Origin of the sequence: Corynebacterium sp. L4757 (assembly GCF_043673995.1) — a bacterium.
Lineage (GTDB): Bacteria > Actinomycetota > Actinomycetes > Mycobacteriales > Mycobacteriaceae > Corynebacterium.
Genome location: NZ_JBIMEN010000002.1, coordinates 129,603 through 153,623, shown reverse-complemented (window position 1 = coordinate 153,623; position 24,021 = coordinate 129,603). Strand labels below are relative to the sequence as shown.

The window sequence follows — 24,021 nt, the reverse complement described above, 5'->3', positions numbered from 1 at the left end:
GATGGCTGGTCGTTTAAATCAGAATTTTGCCGTTACCCGCATGCGCCGCACGGCCGATGGCACGGGCTGGGAAGAAGATACCCGCGCGGATTCGGTCACGGCTGAAGAACCCTTGGAGATTCGTGTTGGCCAGCAAACTGTGACCACGACGATGCGCACGCCGGGTCATGATATTGAGCTCGCCCACGGCTTTTTGCACTCAGAGGGCCACATTCGCACCGTTGATGACATTGCCACCGCGCGTTATTGCGCGGGCACCAACGCGCAGGGCGAGAATACCTATAACGTGCTGGAGCTGGCCTTGACTAATAAGGTCATCTTGCAGCCTGAGGCACTGCGCTTAACGACGATGACGTCTGCCTGCGGTGTGTGCGGCACCTCGTCCATCGAGGAGCTTGGTGGCAAGCTTTATCACCCAATTCCGGATGTTGGTCTAGACCCCGAGATAGCGGCCACGCTGCCAGATAAGTTGCGCGAATTCCAGAAGCAATTCCGCAAGACCGGCGGTATCCATGCGGCGGGTGCGTTTGATTATGAGGGCAACCCGATTGTGGTACGTGAGGACATCGGCAGGCATAATGCGGCCGATAAGGTCATTGGCCATCTCATTATGGAAGGCATGCTGCCGGCTAATGACTTGATCTTGGTCATGAGTTCACGGGCGTCTTTCGAGCTGGTACAAAAAGCCGCGATGGCGGGCTTTGGCACGCTCATCGCGGTATCGGCTGCGTCCTCACTGGCGGTGGAGACCGCGCGCGAGGTCGGTATGAATTTGGTGGGCTTTGCCCGCGGCGACCGCTTCAACCTCTACGCTGGCCGTTTGCAGCCAGCGGAGAAGAAGGAAGTCGCGAGTTAGTCGCGGTAGGCCTCTGGCCCCTCATTCAGCCAGGCGTAGACGCCGCCCATCAGCAGGCCACCGCCGATGAAGTTGGCAATCCAGACAATTACCCAGTTCAGTGAGATGGAACCGAAGGTCATTGCTGCTGGGATTGGGTCGGAGCCAAACACCGTGATGAGCATGACGCAGAAGTTCGCAATGACGTGCTCAGTGGATAGCCCAACGAAGATTGCAATGATTGGCACGATCACGAAGAACTTCGAGACGATTTCCTTAGCGAAGATGCCGCCGATGATCGCCATGTTGACGACGAAGTTCGCAACCATACCTTCAACCAACATGCCCTGCGGCGACTTCTCTACCTTGCCCTCGGAGATGGTAGAGAGCAGGTGCGTGGGATCCATGCCCGCAAATTTCGCACTCATGCCGAGCGCCGCTGCGATGAGCGCGACGCCGATGAGGTTATAGACGGTCGTCATGAACACGATGAAGATCGCTTTGCCCCAACCGACCTGCTTGGTGGTTGCGCCATAGCTGAAAAACATCATGGAGCCGGTGGCAAGCTCGGCGCCCAGAATGACAATCGCGAAAAGCCCCAGGCCAAACAGCGCGGCGAAAACTATCGAGCCCACACCCGGTGCTACTTGCTCAACAGCTTGGCCAGCGACACCCGCGAAACCGGTACCTAGCGCCAAATATGCGCCGGCCAAGATACCGCGCACGGCGAACCGGGGCTGGTCTTCATCAAAGAGCGTGACCTTCTTGCCAACGCCAGCTTCAATTGAATCATTCAAACTCATTGTGTTTTGCCTTCCCAAAAGTGCACTCGCATGCGATGTTACATCGGGCGCTAAAATTCTTTGACCGCTAACACATTAGTTGTTATGTCACGGATCCGCTCAATGGGATAGTCAAAAGCTTGGCAGAATGATTAGGAAATCAGGTCCATGGCACCCATCTGAGATACATCGTGGGTATTGCGCATCGTCCGCCCGCCAGGCGAGGTGTAGCGAACCTTGACGCGGTGGCGCCGAACGCGTCCGCGTTTCGGTTTACCCGCCGATGCCTTGCCGGGGTCGTCATCGTTGACGCCATTGTGATACGGGCACAGCATGGTCAGATTCGATGGCGTTGTGTTCCCGCCATTCTTATGCGCCTGCAAATGATGTACCTGGGACCTATCCGCAGGCGTTGCGCAATCAGGCCATGGGCACACCAGGTTTTCTGACATAGCAAGCACGCGCTGCTTAAAGTTCGCAAAACGCGCTTGGTATAAGTTCACGGGGCCCTGTGTCGGGTGGAAAAGCCCCGCGAAGAGGTCAATGCCTAGGGCGCCGGCGAAGGCGGCATCGATAAGCTCTGCTCCTGTCATTGTGCTGCCATCAGACAGCCCGACGGTGACCTCCTCCCCCGCCCCGCTGGCAACTTTGGCAAAGTCATCTAAACCGATAGCAATCACCGTCCGATATTTCGGTTCAAAAGTGCCTGCACCTTCCAGGTGCTTCCAGACCGCTTCCAGGAGCCCCTTCCGTCGCGGCACATCTGGCGGCGCGAGCGCATCCAAGGACTTTTCCAGATCGGTGATTTTGCGCTGGGTGTCGGTAATCGTGACGGTGCGCATTCCTTCACGCGTGTTGCTAATACTCACTCCAGCTGGCTTCGGGCTGGGGCCGAGCAATTCCTCAACCCGTTTATTGGCATACTTGTTGACCTCATCAAAGGAGTCATCGAGGGCAATGAGTTCAGCTCGCATTTTCCACGCAGCACCCCGACCCCTAAGCTTCGTCGCATGCCGGTTGATCATGAGCAGGAATTCCAAACTCAATTCGCGCTTTTCTGCGCGTTCCACGAATTCACGCTGCAGGCGAGGCGAATCGGCGGGACCGAAGAGGACATCGGCAAGCTTGGTGTATCTGCGCGCCGTCTTCACAGCCATGCCATAGGCCGCGATGTCATAAGGTGAGCGCCCATAAATCGCGCGAAGAAAGTCCACGCCGTGGCTGGTAAAGAAAGCATATGCCTGGATGATGTTCATGCACCTGACGCTAATCTCCCAGCGCAACCCTACTCCAGCACAAGCGGCAAAATCTGTGGATAACTATGCTGACGCATCAACCAACGCCCGGTGTTATTCACAGGTTTACGCAAAGCTGTTACGAAATCATCACGAAACCTAGTTCAAGATGCAAAAAGCCCACTAACCAACAATGTGGCTAGTGGGCTCTTCGACGCGCTATTTACTTGAATGGGAAGCCGAGCTCGCGGAGCAGCTGGCGACCTTCTTCATCGTTGGTAGCGGTGGTAACGACGGTGATGTCCATACCGCGTGGGCGGTCAACCTTGTCTACGTCAATTTCGTAGAACATGGTCTGCTCGGACAGGCCGAAGGTGTAGTTACCGTTGCCGTCGAACTGCTGATCAGACAGACCGCGGAAGTCACGAATACGTGGCAGCGCGATGGTCAGCAGACGGTCCAGAAACTCCCACATGCGGTCGCCGCGCAGGGTAACGCGAGCGCCAATTGGCATGCCTTCACGCAGCTTGAAGTTCGCAATGGACTTCTTTGCGCGACGCAGCTGTGGCTTCTGGCCGGTAATTGCGGTCAGATCTTCCAGAGCACCGTTAATAACCTTGGAGTCACGTGCAGCGTCACCGACGCCCATGTTGACAACAACCTTAACGACGCCAGGGATCTGCATGACGTTGTCGTAGGAAAACTCCTTGTTGAGAGCATCCTTGATTTCCTCGCGGTAGCGAGTCTTCAGACGAGGGGTGTAGTTCTCGCTCATTTTTAGATGTCCTTCCCGTTGCTACGCGCGATACGGACCTTCTTGCCGTTTTCATCAAAACGGTAGCCGACGCGGGTCGGATTGCCATCGGAGTCAATCAACGCAACGTTAGATACGTGGATTGGAGCTTCCTGGGTAACAATGCCGCCGGACTCAGCGCCACGCTCAGCGGCGGAGTTCGCAACGTGCTTCTTGATACGGTTAACGCCCTCAACGAGGACGCGCTCACGCTTTGGGTATGCCTCGATGACCTTGCCCTTCGCACCCTTATCTGGGCCCGAAATGACAATCACCATATCTCCCTTATGAACCTTCATAAGATTAGATCACCTCCGGTGCAAGTGAAACGATCTTCATGAACTTCTTGTCACGAAGCTCGCGAGCGACTGGGCCGAAGATACGGGTACCGCGTGGCTCGCTGTCGTTCTTCAAAATGACAGCTGCGTTCTCGTCGAAGCTGATGTAAGAACCATCTGGACGACGAGTTTCCTTCTTGGCGCGGACAATAACAGCGCGAACGACTTCGCCCTGCTTAACATTGCCGCCTGGGGTTGCTTCCTTGACAGTTGCGACGATGGTGTCGCCAATGCCAGCGAAACGTCGTACGGATCCACCGAGGACGCGGATGCAGAGAATCTCTCGTGCACCAGAGTTATCGGCGACGCGCAGACGCGATTCTTGCTGAATCACTATGGGTCTCCTGACCTGGATTAATGTGTGCCAAAATTTCCGACCTTGACACACGCGGTCTTTTGCTTTCAAATGCATTAACGCGGCGTGAATTACTGTTCTCGCCGTGAGAAGGTGTGGTTCGGAAACGCACCACATACGCTCTCATCGCGCAATGCAACCTAAGCATTAAACCACACCCGAAGCACAAGCTCCAAATCGCTTAATCTGCTGGTCAAAACAACTAGGAGGGGGCATCGGCAGGCGCAAAAGCAGCAAATGGGTCGGTGATTTCCAGCTGGTGGCGAACAAACCTAAATTGTTTAGCCGGACGCCCGCCTACCTTGCCGGGCTTGGCCAGCTTTCCGGTCAGCTCCAACTGTCCACGTCTTTTAAGCACACGCTGCAAATTGGTCACCGCGACGGGATAGCCGAGCACAGATTCATATGCTCGCGCGAGTTCAGACAAGGTGAACTCCGCGGGACATAACGCGAATGCGATGTTGGTATACGACAACTTCGCGCGCAGGCGGGCCGCAGCCTCTTGAACAATCGCGCCATGATCAAAGGCCCATTCCTGATCCAAATCCACGAAGGTTTCATCAGGCAATTCATCCCACGCAACTAAGCCGACATGCGCGGTGGCAATAGTGCGATCAAAGGGGTCACGTTCAATTTCCGAATGCGTGCTCAGCTGCTCAATGAAATTCACCGGAACACTGAGATACCGCATGATGGACTGGTCAATGGTTTCATCCACTTCCAAGGGGCCCGATGGCAGCGCCCACTGCCCGGCGAAAGGGTTGCGCTCACGCCTGCGCGCCATGACCTGCAGGCCACGCCCGGGCGTAGTGCGCAGCACAGCAGCCACAGCTTCATGACGGTATTTGGCGGCCCCCAGCTCATCACGCATGGGGCCACGTGGTTGCGGAATTGACGCGCCTTCTGTCATAAGAATTCATCTTAGCCTTAATATAGTGAGGACATCGATGTGAAAAGGGCGGTTGATTTTATGACGTCTCGAGGCAGTCAGCGGCCACACTATGACCGGCCGCCTTCGCGGGAGCAACGCGGGCGTGGCACGCTAGGCCCGCGCCGTACGTGGCGCCAAAAGCTTGCCGATGCCATCCTTGCCATCGCGCCGCGCACCCGCCTTTATATTGCTATCGGCATTCTCGTGGTGCTGGTAGTTGTCATTGCTTCAGCCATCTTGTCCGGCGGCGAATCCGAGCAGGCGCAACAACCGGCGGCGACCTCGACCTCCCCTGCCCCACTCGATGTGGACATTGCGCCATCGCGCCCGGTGGAAATGTACATTCCATCGATTGATTTGCGGGCGGATTTTGAGGCCGAGAATTGCGCGGTCACTGACGGCGCTATCGATCCGGACACAATGTCTGAAGCCTGCACATACACCTCTGATGATCGTCCATACTCACTGCCGGGTACGGATGCTTCTGACATCGTGGTCATCGCTGGCCACACCGGCGCGGGCGTACCGGCGGTCTTTAACGATCTTTATGATGGCAGCGCCGATGAGCACCAAGTGGCCATTGGCGATGAACTCTTTGTACGCACCGAAGAATCTAGGGATTTGTGGCTAGTTTATGAAGCCACAGATCTGCATGAGCCAGAAAAATCTGGCTTGTCGCAGTCCGAAGAAATCTGGGGCACGTCTGCCACGCCGGGTCGATTGTTGACGATTAGCTGTATTCAACCACCAAACCTGCTGCAAGCAGCGGTAAAGAACGCGGTTGTGGGCTGGCAATATTCGCGTACGGTCAACGCCGTGTGAAAAATGTTAAAGATGTTAAAAAAGTTTTAAATGCTACTGGGGTGTCGCTGTGTAACTGTTTTTAATCGTGTTGCTATTGTGCTTGATAGTGCGTGTGGGATCATTGTGGATCTCAATCCGCGCATATTCGCACAAACCTATCTAGGAGTAACAGCATGAAGCGTCTTGGCACCACCTTGGCCGCAGCCGCGCTAACTGGCGCGATCGCTTTCGCTGGCGTTCCAGCCAGCGCTTCCGAGGGTGCGGTCCCTCAACCAGAAACCACCACCCTCGGCGATCGAGGCACCAACGAAGAAGACAACGATGGTGACCGCGGTCAGAATGAAGAGGATGATTCCACCCGCGATAACAATGAGGGCGAAACCCCTTATGGCGACAACTCCCGCTCCCGCGTCGAGTGCGCTGACGATGAGAACGCAACCCTAAACATCAAGTGGGGCGAAGAACGCCCAGAGTCCTTCGAATTCGATGGCAACACCTGGTTCTTGCATGAAGATGGCGAGCACTATGTCACCGATTCCGCTGGCCGCACCGACGAGCTCTCCGAGCAGGATCAGTTCGAGTCCGACCAGGCTGCAGCAAAGAAGTTCGGCTACAGCTGTGACTACGAAAGCTCCGATGAGGGCGAGGACGGCGACAATGACCGTGAACGTACCCCTGAGGGCGAGCGCGAAAAGTGCGTCACCGAAGAAAACAGTGGCGGCAACAACGGCGACAGCAACAATGGTGAGGGCAACAACGGCGAAGGCTCCACTGGCGACAACTGCGAGACCACCACGTTGGGTGACCGCGGCATGAACGCTGAAACCGGCGACAACACCGTTGCTCGTACCCTCTTCGCACTGGCAGCACTGTCTGTTCTGGGCGTAGCAGCATTCGGCGCACGTCGTTTCTTCACCGCTTAGTTTCTCAGTGACTAGCGTTGCGGCGAAGTCCTTAAATTCGTCACTCCTGGCGTTAGGGCCGACCGCGCTCTAACTTCACACGCGGATTTGCAGTAAACGCATTAACCCCTTCTTGTCTCACAGGGCAGCTTCCACATTGAAAGCTGGTGGCAAGAAGGGGTTTTGCTATGCCCATCGGCAGGCAATTAGCGCCGTTAGCCACGGCGTTGCAAGGCTCGCTATAGCCGAACCTCTAAAACAGACTCCCTAAGAGGTAGTTCTCTCCCGTCCGAGCCCCTTCTCAGTCGCTGGAGAGGAAAACAAAGAAGATGCGGCCTGACATGATTGCTCATGCAGGCCGCATCGTAATTCCGCGGTTAAGCCGTGGAGGAGGTATAAGTCTTACTTAGCCTTCTCGACGATTTCAACCAAGCGGTGGTGCTTGTCCTTGGACAGTGGACGGCATTCCTGAATCAGAACGCGGTCGCCGATGCCGGCGGTCTCATCCTCGTCGTGGACCTTAACACGTGGGTTGTTACGCATAATCTTGCCGTACAGTGCGTGCTGCTTACGGTTTTCCAACTCGACAACAATGGTCTTGTTCATCTTGTCAGAAACAACAACGCCGGTGCGGGACTTGCGGTTGGTCTTCTCAATCTGGGTTTCGTTCACATTTGCCTCACTCATGATTATGCCTCAGCTCCCGGAACGACGGACAGACCAAGCTCGCGCTCGCGCAGAACGGTGTAGATGCGAGCGATGTCGCGCTTAACAGCGCTAACACGCTGATTGTTGGTCAGCTGACCGGTTGCCTTCTGGAAACGAAGGTTGAAGAGTTCTTCCTTCGCATCCGCCAGGCGCTTATCCAGTTCAGCGTTGTCGAGTTCACGGAACTCGTGGGCAGGGGTACCTAGTGCCATTAGAACTGGTCCTCCTTCTTGATGATACGTACCTTACAAGGCAGCTTCTGGCCGGCACGACGCAGTGCCTCCACGGCGGTAGCCTCATCTGGGTAGGACATCTCGAAGAGGATGCGGCCTGGCTTAACGTTAGCCACCCACTTCTCAACTGGACCCTTACCGGAACCCATACGAACACCAAGTGGCTTCTGGGTCAAAGGACGGTCTGGGTAGATGGTGATCCATACCTTGCCACCACGCTTGACGTGGCGGTTGATGGCAATACGAGCAGCCTCAATCTGACGGTTGGTGACGTACGCTGGCTCAAGAGCCTGGATTGCGTACTCACCGAAAGTGATGCGGTTTCCGCCCTTCGACAGACCGCTACGGTGTGGGCGGTGCTGACGGCGGAACTTTACGCGCTTAGGAATAAGCATGAATTAGCCCTCCTGCTTCTGTGCACGCTGGCGGCGCTGGCCACCACGGCGTGGACGGCCGCCACGGTCACCGCGGTTGCGGCCCTGAGACGGAGCGTTCAGTTCGGACTCGCGCACGCCACCGACAACGTCGCCCTTGTAGATCCACACCTTGACGCCAATGCGTCCGAAAGTGGTGTGAGCCTCGGCGAAGCCGTAGTCGATCTCTGCGCGAAGGGTGTGCAATGGAACGCGACCTTCGTGGTAGCGCTCGGTGCGGGACATTTCTGCGCCGCCCAGACGACCAGAGGTCAGGACCTTGATGCCCTTAACCTGTGGCTGACGCATAGCGCCCTGGATAGCCTTACGCATGGCGCGGCGGAAAGCCACACGGTTAACCAGCTGCTCAGCGATGGACTGTGCAACCAGGTTTGCGTTGGCATCAACCTGCTTGACCTCGAGGATGTTGAGCGCAACCATCTTGCCGGTGAGCTTCTCGAGCTCGCGGCGGATGCGGTCAGCCTCAGCGCCACGACGACCAATCACGATGCCCGGACGAGCGGTGTGAATGTCAACGCGGACGCGGTCGCGGGTGCGCTCGATGACAACGTCGGCAATGCCGGCGCGCTCGAGGCCCTTGGACAGGTACTCGCGGATCTTGATGTCTTCGGCTACGTAGTTTGCGTAGTCCTTATCGGCAAACCAGTGGGTCTTCCAGTCGGAAGTGATGCCCAAACGTAGGCCGTGAGGATGGATTTTCTGGCCCATTACTTGGCCCCTTCCTTCTGGCTCTCGACCACCACGGTGATGTGGCTGGTGCGCTTACGGATCATGAATGCACGGCCCTGGGCGCGTGGCTGGAAGCGACGCATGGTTGGACCCTCGTTGGCGTAAGCCTCAGAGATGACCAGGGTGCGTGGGTCCAGACCGAAGTTGTTCTCAGCGTTAGCTGCAGCAGAAGCTACAACCTTAGCTACTGGCTTAGCAGCGCCCTGAGGAGCGTACTTCAAGATAGCGAGAGCTTCGGCGACGGACTTGCCGCGTACCAGGTCGATAACGCGACGTGCCTTCATAGGGGTGACGCGAACGAAACGTGCCGTTGCGGATGCGGAGGTGATGGTGTCACTCATCGCTTATCGACGTCCCTTCTTGTCTTCCTTGACGTGACCCTTGAAGGTCTTGGTTGGTGCAAACTCGCCGAGCTTGTGGCCGACCATGGAATCCTCGATGAACACTGGGACATGCTTACGACCGTCGTGGACGGCGAAGGTGTGACCAATGAAATCAGGGAGAATAGTCGAGCGGCGAGACCAGGTCTTGATGACCTGCTTGGTGTTTGCCTCGTTCTGAGCATCCACCTTGTTGAGGAGGTGCTCATCTACGAATGGGCCTTTCTTAAGGCTGCGTGGCATTGTTTACCTCCTCTTAGCGCTTCTTGTTCGGACGACGACGTCGTACGATCATGTTGTTGGAGTAACGGTTAGGGTTACGGGTACGGCCTTCCTTGTGACCCCATGGGGACACTGGGTGACGACCACCGGAAGTCTTACCTTCACCACCACCGTGTGGGTGGTCGACCGGGTTCATAACGACACCACGGACGGTTGGGCGAACGCCCTTCCAACGCATACGACCGGCCTTGCCCCAGCGGATGTTCATCTGGTCAGCGTTGCCGACCTCACCCACGGTTGCGCGGCAACGAATGTCAACGCGACGGATTTCGGAGGATGGCATACGCAGAACTGCGTACTTGCCTTCCTTACCGAGCAGCTGGATGGAAGCACCAGCGGAACGTGCAAGCTTTGCACCTGCGCCTGGCTTCAATTCAACAGAGTGAATGGTGGTACCGGTTGGGATGTTGCGCAGTGGAAGGTTGTTGCCAACCTTGATGTCGGCATTAGCGCCAGCCTCTACAACAGCACCCTGCTTCAGGCCCTTAGGAGCGATGATGTATCGCTTCTCACCATCGAAGTAGTGCAGCAAAGCAATGTTTGCGGTGCGGTTTGGGTCGTACTCGATGTGAGCGACCTTTGCCGGAACGCCGTCCTTGTCGTGACGACGGAAGTCGATCAGACGGTAACGACGCTTGTGGCCACCACCGATGTGGCGGGTGGTGATGCGACCGTAGTTGTTACGGCCACCGGTCTTGGAAATTGGGCGCAGCAGGCTCTTTTCCGGAGTCGAGCGAGTGATCTCCTCGAACATGGAAACGGAGCTCTGGCGGCGACCCGGAGTTGTCGGCTTGTACTTACGAATAGCCATAATTCTTCCTTACCTCTCGACTTTCTCTTAGGCGCCAGCGCCGAAGATGTCGATGGAGTCGCTGCCCTCGCGGAGAGATACGTACGCGCGCTTGGTGGACTTACGTACACCGAAGCCGGTGCGGGTGCGCTTGCGCTTACCTGCACGGTTTACGGTGTTAACGGAGTCGACCTTCACGCCGAAGATCTTCTCGACGGCATCTTTGATCTGGGTCTTGTTGGAATCCGTTGCAACGTAGAACGTGTAAACGTTCTGCTCCATGAGGCCGTAGGACTTTTCAGACACTACTGGCGCCAGGATGATGTCGCGTGGGTTAACAATCTTAGACATTGGTTGCCTCCTTAGCTTCATCGTTGCCGCCTGCGCGGTTGATGAAGGAGTGCAGTGCCTCAACGGAGAACACAACGTCGTCTGCATTGAGAACGTCGTAGGTGTTCAGCTGACCAGCGTCCAGGATGTGAACGTTAGGCAGGTTGTTGGCGCTGCGACGAGCATTCAGGTCTTCGCGGCCGACGACAAGCAAGACGGACTTGCGTTCGGTCAGGCGCTCGATGAATGCCTTTGCAGACTTGGTAGATGGGGTCTGGCCCGCTACCAATTCTTCGATTACGTGGATGCGCTCGTTACGAGCACGGTCAGACAGAGCACCGAAGAGAGCAGCCTTGATCATCTTCTTAGGGGTGCGCTGTCCATAGTCGCGTGGCTTAGGGCCATGAACAATGCCGCCACCGGTGTAATGAGGTGCGCGGATGGAGCCCTGGCGTGCGCGGCCAGTACCCTTCTGACGGAAAGGCTTACGGCCACCGCCGCGAACCTCACCACGGGTCTTGGTCGAGTGGGTGCCCTGACGAGCAGCAGCAAGCTGAGCGTTGACAACCTGGTGCATCAAAGCGATGGACACCTCTGCGTCAAAGATCTCGGCCGGCAGCTCGACAGAGCCATTGGTCGTACCTTCAGCAGTCTGGACGTCTAGCTTAAGGTTGCTCATGCGTGTGCACCGCCCTTCACTGCGGTCTTGACGGTGACGAGGCCACCGCGAACACCAGGGATAGCACCCTTGATGAGCAGCAGGTTGGACTCGGCATCGATCTTCTGAATCTTAAGGTTCTGCGTGGTTACGCGATCGGAGCCCATGCGGCCAGCCATGCGCTTGCCCTTGAAGACGCGGCCTGGGGTAGCAGCGCCGCCAATGCCACCGACACGGCGGTGAGCAGCCTGGTTACCGTGAGCAGCACCCTGACCAGCGAAGCCGTGGCGCTTCATAGCACCAGCGTAGCCGTGACCCTTGGAGGTACCGGTGACGTCAACGAAGGTGATGCCCTCGAAGATTTCAACGGTAACGTCCTGGCCAACCTCGTAAGCAGAGACATCATCCATGCGGATTTCTGCTACGTGGCGACGTGGGGTGACACCAGCCTTCTTGAAGTGGCCAGCTGCAGGCTTATTAGCCTTGCGTGGGTCGATCTCGCCAAAGGCGATCTGGATGGCGTTGTAGCCATCGGTTTCTACGGTGCGAATCTGGGTCACAACGCATGGCCCAGCCTCGACGACGGTTACCGGAACTACGCGGTTCTCCTCGTCGAAGACCTGAGTCATGCCGAGCTTCTTGCCCAGAATGCCCTTGATCTCGTTAGTCATTATTATTTCTCCACCAAAGTTTTATTCGTCGATCACTGGATATTGACGTCGACACTTGCCGGAAGATCGATGCGCATCAGAGCGTCAACGGTCTTCGGGGTTGGGTCGAGAATGTCGATGAGGCGCTTGTGGGTGCGCATCTCGAAGTGCTCGCGAGAGTCCTTGTACTTGTGTGGAGAACGAATAACGGCGTATACGTTCTTCTCGGTCGGTAGTGGCACCGGGCCGACAACACGAGCACCCGTGCGGGTTACCGTCTCAACGATCTTCTTTGCAGAAGCGTCGATTGCCTCGTGATCGTAGGCCTTCAGCCGAATGCGGATTTTTTGTCCCGCCACGCTTATCCTCTTCCTCGCTTCCCCACTTTCACATTCCCGGCGTATCCGGGGCGCGAAGCGGTGGGGAATTGCTTCTCGATGTTCTCTATAACGTTGTCCGGGCAAAGAGCCTGGGCGCAACGCCAGTTGGATTCTGACTTCATGACAGCTGCTGCAGCCTGGTCAAATGTCCAGGCAGAGTCAGTAGCCATAAAATGGTCACAATCAATAAGGAGGATGGTGTAATCACGCATTATGCGTGGCACGCATTACCTTACGTATACTGCCGCTGTTCATTTGCCATGCTCCTTCTCCGGTCTGGTATCTCGGGTTGCCTCTGCTAAAGCGCGGACATCGCCCGATGAACCAGCCTTCCTGCCATTGCGCCGCAGCGAAAGCCACGACACGGACATCGAAGGTGTCATGTTCGCCCTACCAGCGCCGCATGCTGCGACGTGTTAAGGCAACCTATGTATTTAAGCATGCTAAGAGGCATTTTCCAAACCGTTTTTCAAAACGTTAGGAATTTCACGTTTAGGTGGCATCGGTAAGCATCTAACAGCGTAAATCACTTATGTTATCGAGAAAACTTTTTAATAACGGTTCGATCTAGTTTCGTTAAAGATTTTCCCGCGCAGAAACTCGGTTGATGACTTTTGCGTAAGCTTAATTTTGTTCGCCTTGTTTTTAAGGCGCCACACTGAAATTTCTGACGAAACTTTTCGAAAGCGAGCGAAATATCATGGCTGACAACACTAATAACGACAACAACAACGAGACCCCAACCCCAAAGACCGTCGCTGAGGCAACCACCAATGCGACCACTGATGTGGCAGAGACCCCACGCAAGGTCAATGAGAACTTGGAGACCGAGTACGGCACCACCACCATCGATAACGCCGTTGTGTCCAAGATTGCCGGTATTGCAGCACGCGAAGTTTCTGGTGTTGCAGCACTTGGCGGCGGCGGTGCACGTCTGGTGGGCTCCATCCGCGAGTCTTTCGGCGGTAATGAAGATGTTCGCCAGGGCGTTTCGGTGTCTGTGAATGAGGGTGTGTCCTCCATTGAGGTTGCCATCAGTGCTGAATACGGCGTGGCCATCCACGAGTTGGCTGAGGCAATTCGCCGCAACATCATCAACGCCATTGAGCGCATGACCGGCCTGGAGGTCGAGCGCGTGGACGTTGTTGTCCATGACGTCAAGCTTCCTAATGAGAAGAATGAGGAAGCGCCAGAAGAGTCCGCCTCCCAGTCCGTGACACAGCAGCAGAACCCTGCGATCAACCACTTCTAAGTCCTGGACACAGAAAGTCTCATCTTTATGACCACTTCCCCAACGCCTGCTCATCGCACCCCGCGCTTTGAACTTGATGCCGCAACCGCAAAGCGCATCAAAGCCGAAGTGCTGGCGCTTTCTGGCGTGGCTGATTTGTCCTCGGGCACTTTCGGGGAGGTTTCTGTTCTTTTTGCCGGTGAACGCGTAACTGGTATCCGCAAACCTTCGCCACGTGAAGACACCGCTATTGAGATTCATGTCGTAGTGGATGTTTCGGCAGAGAAGGTTTTGCAGTTGCTTGCCGATGAAATCCGGGCCGCAGCGCTAGGCGCCTGCCCGGAACTGCTGCGCGTGGACGTCACGTTTGCTGACGCGGTATCTGGCGTGGAAGCCGCAGAAATAGCTGAAGCCCGCCACGCATAAATATTTTTAACTAAATCCCTCATCCACACAGCGAAGGAGTTCTTATGCAGAACTACACCTATATTGGCGTCGCATTGGGCATTTTATTAGCGATCGCCATCTTGACCAACGCTTGGTCGCTGCTCATTTTGGCTATCGTTCTGGGCGCCGTCGGTGGTGTCATCGGCGCGCACTTCGATGGACGCATCAATCTGGGCGAAATCTGGAATAACATTATTGGTAAAGGCCGCGGCTAATGACAATCACACCACATGCACCAGAAGTTGATGCCGGTGGTGTCCACGTTGTTGACGCCCCGGGCACCACAGAGATCAGCGTTCGCAGCCTCGAGCGCATTGTTGCCCAAGCGATCAAGTCTGTCCCCGGCACTGTCTCTATCGATGCGAAACTCGCCGGTATTGGCGGTCGCGGGTATCCCCGCAGCATTGTTCAAGCCGATCCGGATACACGCATGGTCGCGGTCGAATCGACCATCGCGGTAACCTGGCCATCACCTGTCACGCAGGTGGCGGCGCAAACTCGCGCGGCGATTATCTCTGCGATTGAGCAATTCACTGGCTATTCCACCACTCGTGTGAATATCACCGTCGGACACGTGGAACCTGGTTCTCGCATTACTAATTCTGCAGTTGCTGCTCCGGTTACTTTTCATGCGGCTATTCCAGCTGTGTCCCCAACGAAGGTGAACCATCCGGTAACAAGGTCATCTTCGACGTCCGTAACGCAATATGACGCGCAGCAGTGGACTAACCGGGCAAAGGTGGCATCCGTCAGTACTCCGGAGCCCAAGGATGTTCGTTCCGTGGATGCGCCCAAGGAAGTAGAGATTCGCCCGAGTGGTGAAGTGAGTAATCCTTTGGAGGAGGTCTTTGTGCCAGATTCCACCCCGCGTGAGCATGAGCTGAAAAAAATCGAGGTTGCCGATGAGATGCCTTTGCGTGAGATCCACGTGGAATCCGCTAATCCGGATCCGGTCCGAGTGCAGGCACCAAAACCAGTGCAATTGCGCCACATTGAGGTCAATGAACTGGAAGTAAGGAAGCCGGAGATAAGGAGCTTTTGGTCATGAGTGAGGATCCTTCTTTCAAGACGGTGGAGTTTAAGTCCACCAATGACCCAGACACCACGCTGAAGGTTGCTGAGCCGCAGAATGAAACGGCACGGACTTCCGATGCGGGTTATGTAACCGCCGCGCATTCGACGCTGCCCGCAGAAGGTGGCCCTATCGGCAAACAACCACGTCTGGCGCCACCGGTGAAGTGGTTGTCGGTGCTGCTCGGATTGGCGCTTATTGCGCTCGCATGCGTGGCTTGGCGTGATGTGTGGGTGACCTACTCCGATTCCACGCGTGAGCTGTGGACGGCACCGGTCTTTGAGTTGATTGGAACGCCGCCGTTGCCGATGTGGATGGTGTGGGCTGGTGTGGGCTCCATTGTGGTCGGCCTTCTATTTTTCCTCATCGCGGTGCGCCCAGGCCGCATGACGCATGTGCCTGTCGCGTCTACCGCCCAGACTTCCATGTGGATCCGCCCAGTCGATATCGCGCGTCTAGTCTCCGGAACGGCACGTCAGATTCCGGGTGTCAGCACGGCGCAGACTCGGACCACGGGCAATACCAAGAAGGGTCTCAAGGTTGAGGTCACTATCGCTGGTGATGTCAATGACCCGATGCTGGCTGAACGGGTGACCGAAAGCGTCAAAGAGGCGCTAACGGACCTGGGTACCAAAGTCGAGGTCGCAGTTGAAGTAGAGAAGAAGCAGGAGTTGGGAAACAATGTCTAAGGCATTACGCGGCACAGACCGCACAATTTTCATCATCCTCTCGCTGATTCTCATCGTGCTGGGTGTGTGGCCGGTATTGATGTACTTCAACGTGGAATTTGCGGGATACTTAGCCGAGTGGGTTCAGCATGATGTGTGGGCTGGGATTCCTGAGCAAAGCTGGTATGTCTACGCACTGATCGCTGTGGGAATCGTGGCGCTATTCTTTGGGATTTGGATGGCCATTGCGAATATCCGTACCCACCGTTTCAATTCTGTGGAAGCTGCGGTGAGTGATGACCAGGGCGCGGTGAAGACTCTGTTCAACCAAGCTGCACAAGGTATCGCGCAAGCAATCGCAGCGGAACCAGGCATTGAAAGCGCCAAGAGCAAAGCCACCGTGGTGGACAAGCAACAGACCTTAACGTTTACGGTGCTGGCAAAGGCAACAACCCCATTGAGCGATGTTCGCCGCCTCATCGAGCAGTACGAAGCTGACTTCCGCGCTGCGTTTCCGGATGCGGATATCGCGACGGTTTATAACTTGCACTTCGATAAAGTGGGCAAGCAATAGTGAAATTCTAGGTTTCTGCGAGCAGGATCTGGGTGAGGGTTCCCAGGTTGAGCTCGTTGCCGCCGGCAAGCTGCACGATAAACGGGTCATGGGACAGGATCCTTGTCCACTGATGAGTGGTGACATCCAGGCTGCGCCGCTGTGTGGAGTTAATCTCCAGCCTTCGTGACAACGTCACGGTTTCGCCGCTGCTGGTGAGGATGACAAAGACACTGTCGCCGATATTCTCCCGAGAAAGTCGGGTGAGGTCGGCGACTTTCTTTTTGTCATTAATGCGGGTGATGCGTTCCGTAATGCCCAAGCGGTGATCAATTCCCGCAGTATCTGTGATGACCAGTGGGAAACCTGGTGACGTCGTGCGAAAGATGTCGTATTGCCACACCACTGTTTGGTGGGAGGGGGTGCGGCGGACGATGACGTGGGCATCGGTAAGCGAAATGCGCAGCCCTTTATCCATGGTGGTGATCAGCACGCCGGAGTGAAGATTTTCAGGGGAAATCTCAGGTGGATAGTCCCACGCAGTGCGGTGAAGGAACTCCATGAGCTCATCATCGCTGCTGCCCCACCCGATTCCTTGGTTCGCGGCCATCGCCATCAGCGTGGGCAGCGTGAGATCAGGCTGGCCGGCCCAAGCATCGCGGACGACACTCAGAACGTCATCAATGCGCGTGGGATCTTTCATGGCTCTCACTTTAATCACGTTGGTTGGCGATACAGCCAACGCGGGTTAGTTCGGCGGGCTAAGCTATGTTCGGTATCACGATTTTGCATTGAAGGGACGCACAGCGCAATGAGCGAACAGGTACGCGATGATATCCGCTTACTCGGCCGAATTCTGGGCCGAGTAATTGCTGAGCAAGAAGGGGAAGATGTCTTTGAGCTTGTGGAAAGCACCAGGCAGCTGGCTTTCGGGGTAGCGCGCGGTGAGGAAGATGCACAGGCACTGCTGCGGACGTTTCGAACCGTGGACGAGCAGAAAATCAACCTGGTGGCGCGTGCGTTTAGCCACTTTGCACTGATGGCGAATATCGCCGAGGACTTAGATGATGAGACAGCCCTTGCCGCGCGTGAGGACTCAGGTGAAAAGGCACCGGATGCGTCCTTGGACGGGGTGCTCGCGAAGCTGGCGGCCACCGATAGTGTGGATGCCGGGGACGTGCTGCGGGTTCTGGAAAATGCGCAAGTATCACCGGTCTTTACTGCCCACCCGACCGAAACCCGTCGGCGTACCGTCTTTGATGTGCAAAAGCGTCTCATTGCGTTGTTAAAAGAACGCCACGGGATTCTGGCGCAGCCGGTAACCCCGCGGCGCGAGGCGCGCTTGGAGGCAATTGAGCGCGAGGCGCACTTGCGGATGACGATGTTGTGGCAGACCGCGCTGATTCGTATCGCGCGTCCAACGATTGAAGATGAAGTCAACGTCGGCCTGCGCTACTTCAAGCTGAGCTTGTTGGACCAGGTGCCGGCAATCAACCGCGACACGGTGGCGGGATTGCGCAAGGTTTTCGGTGCAGCGGTTCCGAACCGGCAAGTCGTGCGGACGGGTTCCTGGATCGGCGGTGACCATGATGGCAATCCTTTTGTCACGGGTGACACGCTAACCTACGCCACCCGCAAGGCAGCGGATACCGTCCTGAAGTATTACGTGGATGAGCTGAGCGAGCTGGAACGCGAGTTGAGCTTGTCCGACCGCTATTCACAATCTTCGGGTGAATTACAGGAACTGGCGGCGGGCGGCAATAATGACGTGCCCTCTCGCGTGGATGAGCCTTATCGCCGCGCAATCCATGGAGTGCATGGCCGAATGGTGGCAACGCGGGCTTCTGTTGCTGGGGAGCTTATAGAGAGTGGATTTGATCCTTACGCGAATCCCGCGCAATTCAAGGCGGACTTGGATGTCATCGATCGCTCGCTGCGTCACTTCAATGATGGCATCATCGCGGATGATAGGTTGCTGCGGATTCGCACGGCAGTGGATACCTTTGGCTTCCACCTCAATGCTTTAGATTTGAGACAAAACTCGGATTCCTTCGAGGCCGTGTTGAGTGAGCTCTTTGCTGCCGCCGGTGTCAGTGCCAGTTACGAAGCGCTCGATGAGCCCACCAAGCGTGAACTGTTGATTGCTGAGCTGAAGTCGGCGCGTCCATTAACGTTCTCCTGGTCATCGCGTTTTAGCGAGGACACCGAAAAGGAATTGGGCATCTTCCGCGCAGCAGCAGAAGCCGTAGCATTATTGGGAGAAGGGGTGATTCCTCATTGCATCGTGTCCATGACGGGCACCGTCAGCGATATTCTGGAGCCGATGGTGCTGCTGAAAGAAGTGGGATTGCTGCGCTATGACCCAAGCACAGGGCGCCTAGTGGGGTCGGTGGATATCGCACCGCTCTTTGAGACCATCGATGATTTGAAAGCCGGCGCGGCCATTCTTGAGCAGTTGTGGGATGTTCCTGTGTATCGGCAGTACCTGCGGGCCCGAGGTGATATTCAAGAGGTTGTCTTGGGTTACTCGGACTCCAATAAGGACGGCGGCTATCTTTCGGCGAATTGGGCGCTCTATGACGCGCAATTGGCTATTGTGTCCGCCTGTGAAGCACACGGGATTGGGCTGCGGTTCTCGCACGGTCGCGGCGGTGCCGTCGGCCGTGGTGGCGGACCGACTTATGATGCCATCTTGGCGCAGCCGGAAGGAGCCGTGCGGGGTTCGGTGCGTATCACGGAGCAAGGCGAAGTCATTTCCGCCCGCTATGGCACGCCTACCTCAGCACGCAGGCACCTGGAGGCATTCGTCGCAGGAACACTCGAAGCATCATTGCTCGATACTGAGAAGCTCAATGAACCGGAGCGTGCTTATGCCATTGTGCGTGAGATCGCGGAATTGGCCGGACAGAAGTACCGCGATTTGGTGCGCGGGGATGAAGGGTTCATTGATTACTTCACGCAGTCCACTCCCCTGCATGAGATTGGTGAACTCAACCTGGGATCGCGGCCCACCGCACGGAAGCAGACGACGGCGGTGTCAGATCTGCGTGCGATTCCGTGGGTGCTGTCGTGGCAGCAGTCCCGCGTGAACCTGCCAGGCTGGTTCGGGGTGGGCACCGGCATAGCACAGTGGGCGGGCGATAGTGAAGCGCGATGGCAGGATTTGTCTGCGCTCTACCGCGCGTGGCCATTCTTTAGGTCAGTACTCGACAACATGGCGCAGGTAATGGGTAAAGCATCCATGGGCTTGGCCAAGAATTACTCCACGCTGGTTGATAACGCAGTGGTTGCAGAACGTGTCTTTGGCACCATCACCGAAGAATATGAACTCACGCGCCAAGTGTTTCACAAGATTACTGGCCATGAGTCCCTGATGGCGGGCAATGAGCGTCTTGAACGGTCGGTTCAGCGCCGCTACCCATACTTGCTGCCGTTGAATGCGATTCAGATTGAGCTGCTCCGTCGATACCGTGCTGGTGATGATTCCTTCTTGGTTTCAAAGACTATCCAGGTGACCATGAACGGTCTGGCAACAGGGTTGCGTACTTCGGGCTAACGCACAACAAAATAGAAAAGTCGGGCCAAGAGAAAACTCTGGGCCCGACTTTTGCGTAGGTGCTAAGAATTCAAGGCTTGGTGGAAAACGCCAAAACCCGCCTTTCTCAGAATCGAGAAAGGCGGGTTGAAAGGTTAGCTAGGAGTAAAGAATTACTCGATAACCTTGGTCACACGACCAGCACCAACGGTACGGGAGCCCTCGCGGATAGCGAAGCGCAGGCCCTCGTCCATAGCAACTGGCTGGATGAGCTCAACGGACATGTCGACGTTGTCGCCAGGCATGACCATCTCAACACCCTCAGGCAACTTCACAACACCGGTAACGTCGGTGGTGCGGAAGTAGAACTGTGGACGGTAGTTGTCCATGAATGGGGTGTGGCGGCCGCCCTCTTCCTTCTTCAGGACGTAGACGGAGCCCTCGAACTTGCGGTGAGGGGTGTAAGCGCCTGGCTTAATAGCAACCTGGCCGCGCTCAACCTCTTCACGCTTGGTACCACGCAGAAGCAGACCACAGTTGTCGCCAGCCTCGGTGTAGTCCATCATCTTACGGAACATCTCAATACCGGTAACGGTGGTGGAGAGGGACTTCTCCTGGATACCGATGATCTCGATGTCTTCGTTAACGTTCAGCTGACCGCGCTCAACACGACCGGTGACAACGGTGCCACGACCGGTAATGGTGAAGATGTCCTCGATAGGCATCAGGAATGGCTTGTCGGTCTCGCGAACTGGATCTGGGATGGAGTCGTCACATGCCTGCATGAGGTCAACAACGGACTGTACCCACTTCTCTTCACCGTTCAGTGCACCCAGTGCGGAGATATGAACGATTGGAGCTTCCTCGTCGAATTCCTGCTCAGCCAGAAGTTCACGAACTTCCATCTCAACGAGCTCGATGATTTCCTCATCATCAACCATGTCACACTTGTTCAGTGCAACAAGGATGTAAGGAACGCCAACCTGGCGAGCAAGCAGAACGTGCTCACGGGTCTGTGGCATAGGGCCGTCGGTTGCAGCAACAACCAGGATAGCGCCGTCCATCTGAGCAGCACCGGTAATCATGTTCTTGATGTAGTCGGCGTGGCCTGGAGCATCTACGTGTGCGTAGTGCCGCTTAGGGGTGTTGTACTCAACGTGGGAGATGTTAATGGTAATACCACGCTCCTTCTCCTCAGGAGCCTTATCGATCATGTCGTAAGCGAATGCTTCATTCTCCTCAGGGTACTGCTCTGCAAGTACCTTGGTGATAGCAGCGGTGGTGGTGGTCTTACCGTGGTCGACGTGTCCGATGGTGCCGATGTTTACGTGCGGCTTCGAACGCTCAAACTTAGCCTTTGCCACTGTATGTCCTCCTGGACTTCATTGTGACTACGACTTTCGCAGCCACGTGGTTGACAATTGTCACTGCACTAAGAATATCCCAAGAGATATGTCTTGGTGCAAATGACTCTTTCTTTTCGTGCCAGTTACACGATCCTAGATTTATGCCACGGATTTTTCAAACCAGCTAAAGGCGGTATGAAAAGACGCCGCGGAAGATTTGTGCGGACGTTAGTCCTCGACAGGAATCATTAGGATCCTAGGAGGGTAACGGCCAGCTCAACCAGTAGATAACATCATGCTGGTTCAGCGTGACCCCTACCCACCTGGGCTGCCTGGGGGCATCGGTAAGCGCAACTGGCTTGTGCGCTCACCGACCTCTATTCAGACAACGAAGGGAGAATTACTTGGAGCCGCCGGTGCGCTCTTCGATAATCTCCTGAGCAACGGAGGAAGGAACCTCAGCGTAGGAGTCGAAGACCATGGAGTAGTTCGCACGGCCCTGGGTACGGGAACGCAGGTCGCCAACGTAGCCGAACATCTCAGACAGTGGAACCTTTGCCTTAACCAACTTGGCACCAGCACGGTCTTCCATTGCGTTGACCTGGCCACGACGGGAGTTAACGTCACCAATAACATCGCCCATGAACTCTTCTGGAGTGGTGATTTCCACTGCCATCAAAGGCTCCAGCAGAACTGGCTTTGCCTTGGCGATAGCTTCCTTCAGAACCTGGGAACCAGCCAACTTGAAGGCCATTTCCGAGGAGTCAACGTCGTGGTAAGCGCCGTCTTCCAGGGTTGCCTTGATGTTGACCAGTGGGAAGCCTGCGAGGTAGCCGTACTGCATTGCGTCCTGAATACCGGCGTCAACGGATGGGATGTATTCCTTTGGAATACGGCCACCGGTAACGGCATTCTCGAACTTGTAGGTTGCGGACTCGCCCTCTTCCAGCTCAGCTGGATCTGGGTTATAAGGCTCGATGGAGACGATAACCTTTGCGAACTGACCAGAACCACCGGTCTGCTTCTTGTGGGTGTAGTCCAGGGACTCCACGTTCTTGCGGATGGTCTCGCGGTAAGCAACCTGTGGGTTACCAATGTTTGCCTCGACCTTGTACTCACGCTTCATGCGGTCAACAAGAACATCCAGGTGCAGCTCGCCCATGCCGCCGATAACGGTCTGGCCGGACTCTTCATCCAGTTCAACAGTGAAGGTTGGGTCCTCAGCAGCAAGCTTCTGAATAGCGGTACCCAGCTTCTCCTGGTCGGCCTTGGTCTTAGGCTCGATGGAGACCTTGATAACTGGATCTGGGAAGTCCATGGACTCCAAGATGATTGGGTTTGCGCGGTCAGACAGGGTGTCACCAGTGGTGGTGTCCTTCAAGCCGATAACAGCGTAGATGTTACCAGCTACTGCATCATCAACAGGGTTTTCCTTGTTGGCGTGCATCTGGAACAGCTTACCGATGCGCTCCTTCTTACCCTTGGTGGTGTTCTGAACTTCATCACCCGGCTGTACGCGACCGGAGTAGACGCGAACGAAGATGAGCTGACCGAAGAATGGGTGAGCAGCAAGCTTGAACGCCAGACCGGAGAATGGGGAGTCGATGGAAGGCTTACGGGTAAGCTCCTCATCCTCATTGCCCACAGCGTGGCCGTGAACCTCGCCCACGTCCAGTGGGTTTGGCAGGAAGTCAATAACTGCGTCGAGCAGTGGCTGAACGCCCTTGTTGCGGTAAGCGGTACCACAGTAAACAGGGTAGATCTCAGAGTTGATAACCATCTTGCGGATACCAGCCTTGAGCTCTTCGATGGTCAGCTCTTCGCCGCCGAAGTACTTCTCCATGAGCTCTTCGTCGGACTCAGCAACAGCCTCAACGAGCTTCTCGCGGTACTCATTAGCCTTGTCGACCAAGTCAGCAGGAATCTCAGCCTCGGTTGCCTCGGTGCCGATTTCGGTCTTGCCTGGCCACATGAGGGCCTTCATCTCGAGCAAGTCAACAACGCCATCGAAGTCATCTTCAGCGCCGATAGGCAGCTGCATAACCAATGGCTTAGCGCCCAGGCGGTCAACGATGGTACCGACGGTGTAGTAGAAGTCTGCACCCATCTTGTCCATCTTGTTCACGAAGCAGATACGTGGAACGTCGTACTTCGCAGCCTGACGCCACACCTGCTCGGACTGTGGCTCAACGCCTTCCTTACCATCGAAGACAGCAATAGCGCCGTCCAGGACACGCAGGGAACGCTCAACCTCGACAGTGAAGTCAACGTGACCCGGGGTGTCGATGATGTTGATCTGGTTGCCTTCCCAGAAACAGGTAACAGCAGCGGAGGTAATGGTAATACCGCGCTCCTTCTCCTGCTCCATCCAGTCAGTGGTGGAAGCACCGTCGTGGGTCTCGCCTACCTTGCGGTTGATACCGGTGTAGAAGAGAATACGCTCGGTCGTGGTGGTCTTACCAGCATCGATGTGAGCCATGATGCCGATATTGCGGACCTTCTTGAGATCCTTAAGCACTTCTTGTGCCACGGTTAATACCCCAACTCGTTGGTTGTCACGCCCGGGCCGAACTTCACGGAAGCTTAAGCCCAAACGCAGTTACGTACATTAGTTCTCGAT

General features: G+C 55.9%; 31 protein-coding genes. 11 read left to right on the top strand and 20 right to left on the bottom strand.

Going from position 1 to position 24,021, the window contains the following annotated elements; translation table 11 throughout:
* The first annotated feature begins 1 nt into the window (after window position 1).
* Window positions 2-856, top strand: coding sequence for a formate dehydrogenase accessory sulfurtransferase FdhD (gene fdhD, locus ACG98I_RS03165; protein ID WP_394718319.1), 855 nt, complete (start codon window positions 2-4; stop codon window positions 854-856).
* On the opposite strand, the gene ACG98I_RS03160 is transcribed toward fdhD, so the two are convergent.
* From ACG98I_RS03160 to ACG98I_RS03135, 6 genes are all read right to left on the bottom strand, one after another.
* Window positions 853-1,638, bottom strand: coding sequence for a formate/nitrite transporter family protein (locus tag ACG98I_RS03160; RefSeq protein ID WP_394718317.1), 786 nt, complete (start codon window positions 1,636-1,638; stop codon window positions 853-855). The genes fdhD and ACG98I_RS03160 overlap by 4 nt on opposite strands.
* Before the next feature lie 131 nt (window positions 1,639-1,769).
* Window positions 1,770-2,873, bottom strand: coding sequence for an HNH endonuclease signature motif containing protein (locus ACG98I_RS03155; RefSeq protein WP_394718315.1), 1,104 nt, complete (start codon window positions 2,871-2,873; stop codon window positions 1,770-1,772).
* 202 nt (window positions 2,874-3,075) lie between these two features.
* Window positions 3,076-3,627, bottom strand: coding sequence for a 50S ribosomal protein L5 (gene rplE / locus ACG98I_RS03150; protein ID WP_394718313.1), 552 nt, complete (start codon window positions 3,625-3,627; stop codon window positions 3,076-3,078).
* Window positions 3,628-3,629: 2 nt separating this feature from the next.
* On the bottom strand, window positions 3,630-3,944 hold the full coding sequence (gene rplX / locus ACG98I_RS03145) for a 50S ribosomal protein L24 (RefSeq protein WP_394718311.1): 315 nt from the start codon (window positions 3,942-3,944) through the stop codon (window positions 3,630-3,632).
* A gap of 4 nt (window positions 3,945-3,948) precedes the next feature.
* Window positions 3,949-4,317, bottom strand: a complete 369-nt coding sequence (rplN, locus tag ACG98I_RS03140; RefSeq protein ID WP_394718310.1) for a 50S ribosomal protein L14 — start codon at window positions 4,315-4,317, stop codon at window positions 3,949-3,951.
* 223 nt (window positions 4,318-4,540) lie between these two features.
* Window positions 4,541-5,248: an NUDIX domain-containing protein gene (locus tag ACG98I_RS03135; protein ID WP_394718308.1), complete on the bottom strand. Its 708-nt coding sequence runs from the start codon at window positions 5,246-5,248 to the stop codon at window positions 4,541-4,543.
* A 60-nt stretch (window positions 5,249-5,308) separates the two neighbouring features.
* On the opposite strand from ACG98I_RS03135, the gene ACG98I_RS03130 reads away from it, so the two are divergent.
* Complete coding sequence (locus ACG98I_RS03130) at window positions 5,309-6,091, top strand: hypothetical protein (protein WP_394718307.1); 783 nt, start codon at window positions 5,309-5,311, stop codon at window positions 6,089-6,091.
* A 155-nt stretch (window positions 6,092-6,246) separates the two neighbouring features.
* Complete coding sequence (locus ACG98I_RS03125; RefSeq protein ID WP_394718305.1) at window positions 6,247-6,996, top strand: hypothetical protein; 750 nt, start codon at window positions 6,247-6,249, stop codon at window positions 6,994-6,996.
* Window positions 6,997-7,377: 381 nt separating this feature from the next.
* Here ACG98I_RS03125 and rpsQ read toward each other — a convergent pair whose 3' ends face one another.
* Genes rpsQ through rpsJ form a run of 11 tightly spaced genes read right to left on the bottom strand, consistent with a single transcriptional unit; the run spans window position 7,378 to window position 12,528 of the window.
* On the bottom strand, window positions 7,378-7,662 hold the full coding sequence (rpsQ, locus tag ACG98I_RS03120) for a 30S ribosomal protein S17 (protein WP_394718303.1): 285 nt from the start codon (window positions 7,660-7,662) through the stop codon (window positions 7,378-7,380).
* A 2-nt stretch (window positions 7,663-7,664) separates the two neighbouring features.
* Window positions 7,665-7,895 (bottom strand): 50S ribosomal protein L29, encoded by a 231-nt coding sequence (gene rpmC / locus ACG98I_RS03115; RefSeq protein ID WP_394718301.1) that lies wholly within the window; start codon window positions 7,893-7,895, stop codon window positions 7,665-7,667.
* The gene (gene rplP / locus ACG98I_RS03110) at window positions 7,895-8,311 is read right to left on the bottom strand and encodes a 50S ribosomal protein L16 (RefSeq protein WP_394718299.1); all 417 of its coding nucleotides are present in this window, start codon (window positions 8,309-8,311) and stop codon (window positions 7,895-7,897) included. The genes rpmC and rplP overlap by 1 nt, the downstream gene beginning before the upstream one ends.
* Before the next feature lie 3 nt (window positions 8,312-8,314).
* Window positions 8,315-9,058 (bottom strand): 30S ribosomal protein S3, encoded by a 744-nt coding sequence (gene rpsC / locus ACG98I_RS03105; RefSeq protein ID WP_394718297.1) that lies wholly within the window; start codon window positions 9,056-9,058, stop codon window positions 8,315-8,317.
* On the bottom strand, window positions 9,058-9,420 hold the full coding sequence (gene rplV / locus ACG98I_RS03100; protein ID WP_394718295.1) for a 50S ribosomal protein L22: 363 nt from the start codon (window positions 9,418-9,420) through the stop codon (window positions 9,058-9,060). Before rplV ends, rpsC begins: the two co-directional genes overlap by 1 nt.
* A gap of 3 nt (window positions 9,421-9,423) precedes the next feature.
* Window positions 9,424-9,702: a 30S ribosomal protein S19 gene (gene rpsS, locus ACG98I_RS03095; RefSeq protein WP_006823225.1), complete on the bottom strand. Its 279-nt coding sequence runs from the start codon at window positions 9,700-9,702 to the stop codon at window positions 9,424-9,426.
* 13 nt (window positions 9,703-9,715) lie between these two features.
* Entirely contained in the window at window positions 9,716-10,552 is an 837-nt protein-coding gene (gene rplB / locus ACG98I_RS03090) for a 50S ribosomal protein L2 (RefSeq protein ID WP_394718293.1), read from the bottom strand.
* Between the two features lie 27 nt (window positions 10,553-10,579).
* Window positions 10,580-10,882, bottom strand: coding sequence for a 50S ribosomal protein L23 (gene rplW, locus ACG98I_RS03085; RefSeq protein WP_394718291.1), 303 nt, complete (start codon window positions 10,880-10,882; stop codon window positions 10,580-10,582).
* Complete coding sequence (gene rplD, locus ACG98I_RS03080; RefSeq protein ID WP_394718289.1) at window positions 10,875-11,540, bottom strand: 50S ribosomal protein L4; 666 nt, start codon at window positions 11,538-11,540, stop codon at window positions 10,875-10,877. The genes rplW and rplD overlap by 8 nt, the downstream gene beginning before the upstream one ends.
* A complete protein-coding gene (rplC, locus tag ACG98I_RS03075; protein ID WP_394718823.1) occupies window positions 11,537-12,193 on the bottom strand; it encodes a 50S ribosomal protein L3 in 657 nt (218 codons plus the stop codon). The genes rplD and rplC overlap by 4 nt, the downstream gene beginning before the upstream one ends.
* 29 nt (window positions 12,194-12,222) lie before the next feature.
* Entirely contained in the window at window positions 12,223-12,528 is a 306-nt protein-coding gene (gene rpsJ / locus ACG98I_RS03070) for a 30S ribosomal protein S10 (RefSeq protein ID WP_003848085.1), read from the bottom strand.
* 234 nt (window positions 12,529-12,762) lie between these two features.
* Here rpsJ and ACG98I_RS03065 point away from each other — a divergent pair, with 234 nt between their 5' ends.
* The 7 genes from ACG98I_RS03065 to ACG98I_RS03035 all read left to right on the top strand — a co-directional run bounded on the left by ACG98I_RS03065 (window position 12,763) and on the right by ACG98I_RS03035 (window position 16,541).
* The gene (locus tag ACG98I_RS03065; RefSeq protein WP_394718287.1) at window positions 12,763-12,969 is read left to right on the top strand and encodes a hypothetical protein; all 207 of its coding nucleotides are present in this window, start codon (window positions 12,763-12,765) and stop codon (window positions 12,967-12,969) included.
* 280 nt (window positions 12,970-13,249) lie between these two features.
* The gene (locus ACG98I_RS03060) at window positions 13,250-13,801 is read left to right on the top strand and encodes an Asp23/Gls24 family envelope stress response protein (protein WP_394718286.1); all 552 of its coding nucleotides are present in this window, start codon (window positions 13,250-13,252) and stop codon (window positions 13,799-13,801) included.
* Between the two features lie 27 nt (window positions 13,802-13,828).
* Entirely contained in the window at window positions 13,829-14,206 is a 378-nt protein-coding gene (locus ACG98I_RS03055; RefSeq protein ID WP_394718284.1) for a hypothetical protein, read from the top strand.
* Window positions 14,207-14,250: 44 nt separating this feature from the next.
* Window positions 14,251-14,442, top strand: coding sequence for a hypothetical protein (locus tag ACG98I_RS03050; protein ID WP_394718282.1), 192 nt, complete (start codon window positions 14,251-14,253; stop codon window positions 14,440-14,442).
* Window positions 14,442-15,275 (top strand): Asp23/Gls24 family envelope stress response protein, encoded by an 834-nt coding sequence (locus ACG98I_RS03045; protein ID WP_394718280.1) that lies wholly within the window; start codon window positions 14,442-14,444, stop codon window positions 15,273-15,275. Before ACG98I_RS03050 ends, ACG98I_RS03045 begins: the two co-directional genes overlap by 1 nt.
* Window positions 15,272-15,988, top strand: a complete 717-nt coding sequence (locus tag ACG98I_RS03040; RefSeq protein ID WP_394718278.1) for a DUF6286 domain-containing protein — start codon at window positions 15,272-15,274, stop codon at window positions 15,986-15,988. Before ACG98I_RS03045 ends, ACG98I_RS03040 begins: the two co-directional genes overlap by 4 nt.
* Complete coding sequence (locus ACG98I_RS03035; RefSeq protein WP_394718277.1) at window positions 15,981-16,541, top strand: hypothetical protein; 561 nt, start codon at window positions 15,981-15,983, stop codon at window positions 16,539-16,541. Before ACG98I_RS03040 ends, ACG98I_RS03035 begins: the two co-directional genes overlap by 8 nt.
* A 7-nt stretch (window positions 16,542-16,548) precedes the next feature.
* Here ACG98I_RS03035 and ACG98I_RS03030 read toward each other — a convergent pair whose 3' ends face one another.
* A complete protein-coding gene (locus ACG98I_RS03030; RefSeq protein ID WP_394718275.1) occupies window positions 16,549-17,223 on the bottom strand; it encodes a hypothetical protein in 675 nt (224 codons plus the stop codon).
* Window positions 17,224-17,331: 108 nt separating this feature from the next.
* Between ACG98I_RS03030 and ppc the strand changes: the two genes are divergently transcribed.
* Window positions 17,332-20,076 carry a phosphoenolpyruvate carboxylase gene (gene ppc / locus ACG98I_RS03025; RefSeq protein ID WP_394718274.1) on the top strand — a complete coding sequence of 915 codons (2,745 nt, stop codon included), beginning with the start codon at window positions 17,332-17,334 and terminating at the stop codon, window positions 20,074-20,076.
* Window positions 20,077-20,228: 152 nt separating this feature from the next.
* On the opposite strand, the gene tuf is transcribed toward ppc, so the two are convergent.
* The gene (tuf, locus tag ACG98I_RS03020; RefSeq protein ID WP_394718273.1) at window positions 20,229-21,419 is read right to left on the bottom strand and encodes an elongation factor Tu; all 1,191 of its coding nucleotides are present in this window, start codon (window positions 21,417-21,419) and stop codon (window positions 20,229-20,231) included.
* A gap of 382 nt (window positions 21,420-21,801) precedes the next feature.
* Window positions 21,802-23,931 carry an elongation factor G gene (gene fusA / locus ACG98I_RS03015; RefSeq protein ID WP_394718271.1) on the bottom strand — a complete coding sequence of 710 codons (2,130 nt, stop codon included), beginning with the start codon at window positions 23,929-23,931 and terminating at the stop codon, window positions 21,802-21,804.
* Between the last annotated feature and the right edge of the window lie 90 nt (window positions 23,932-24,021).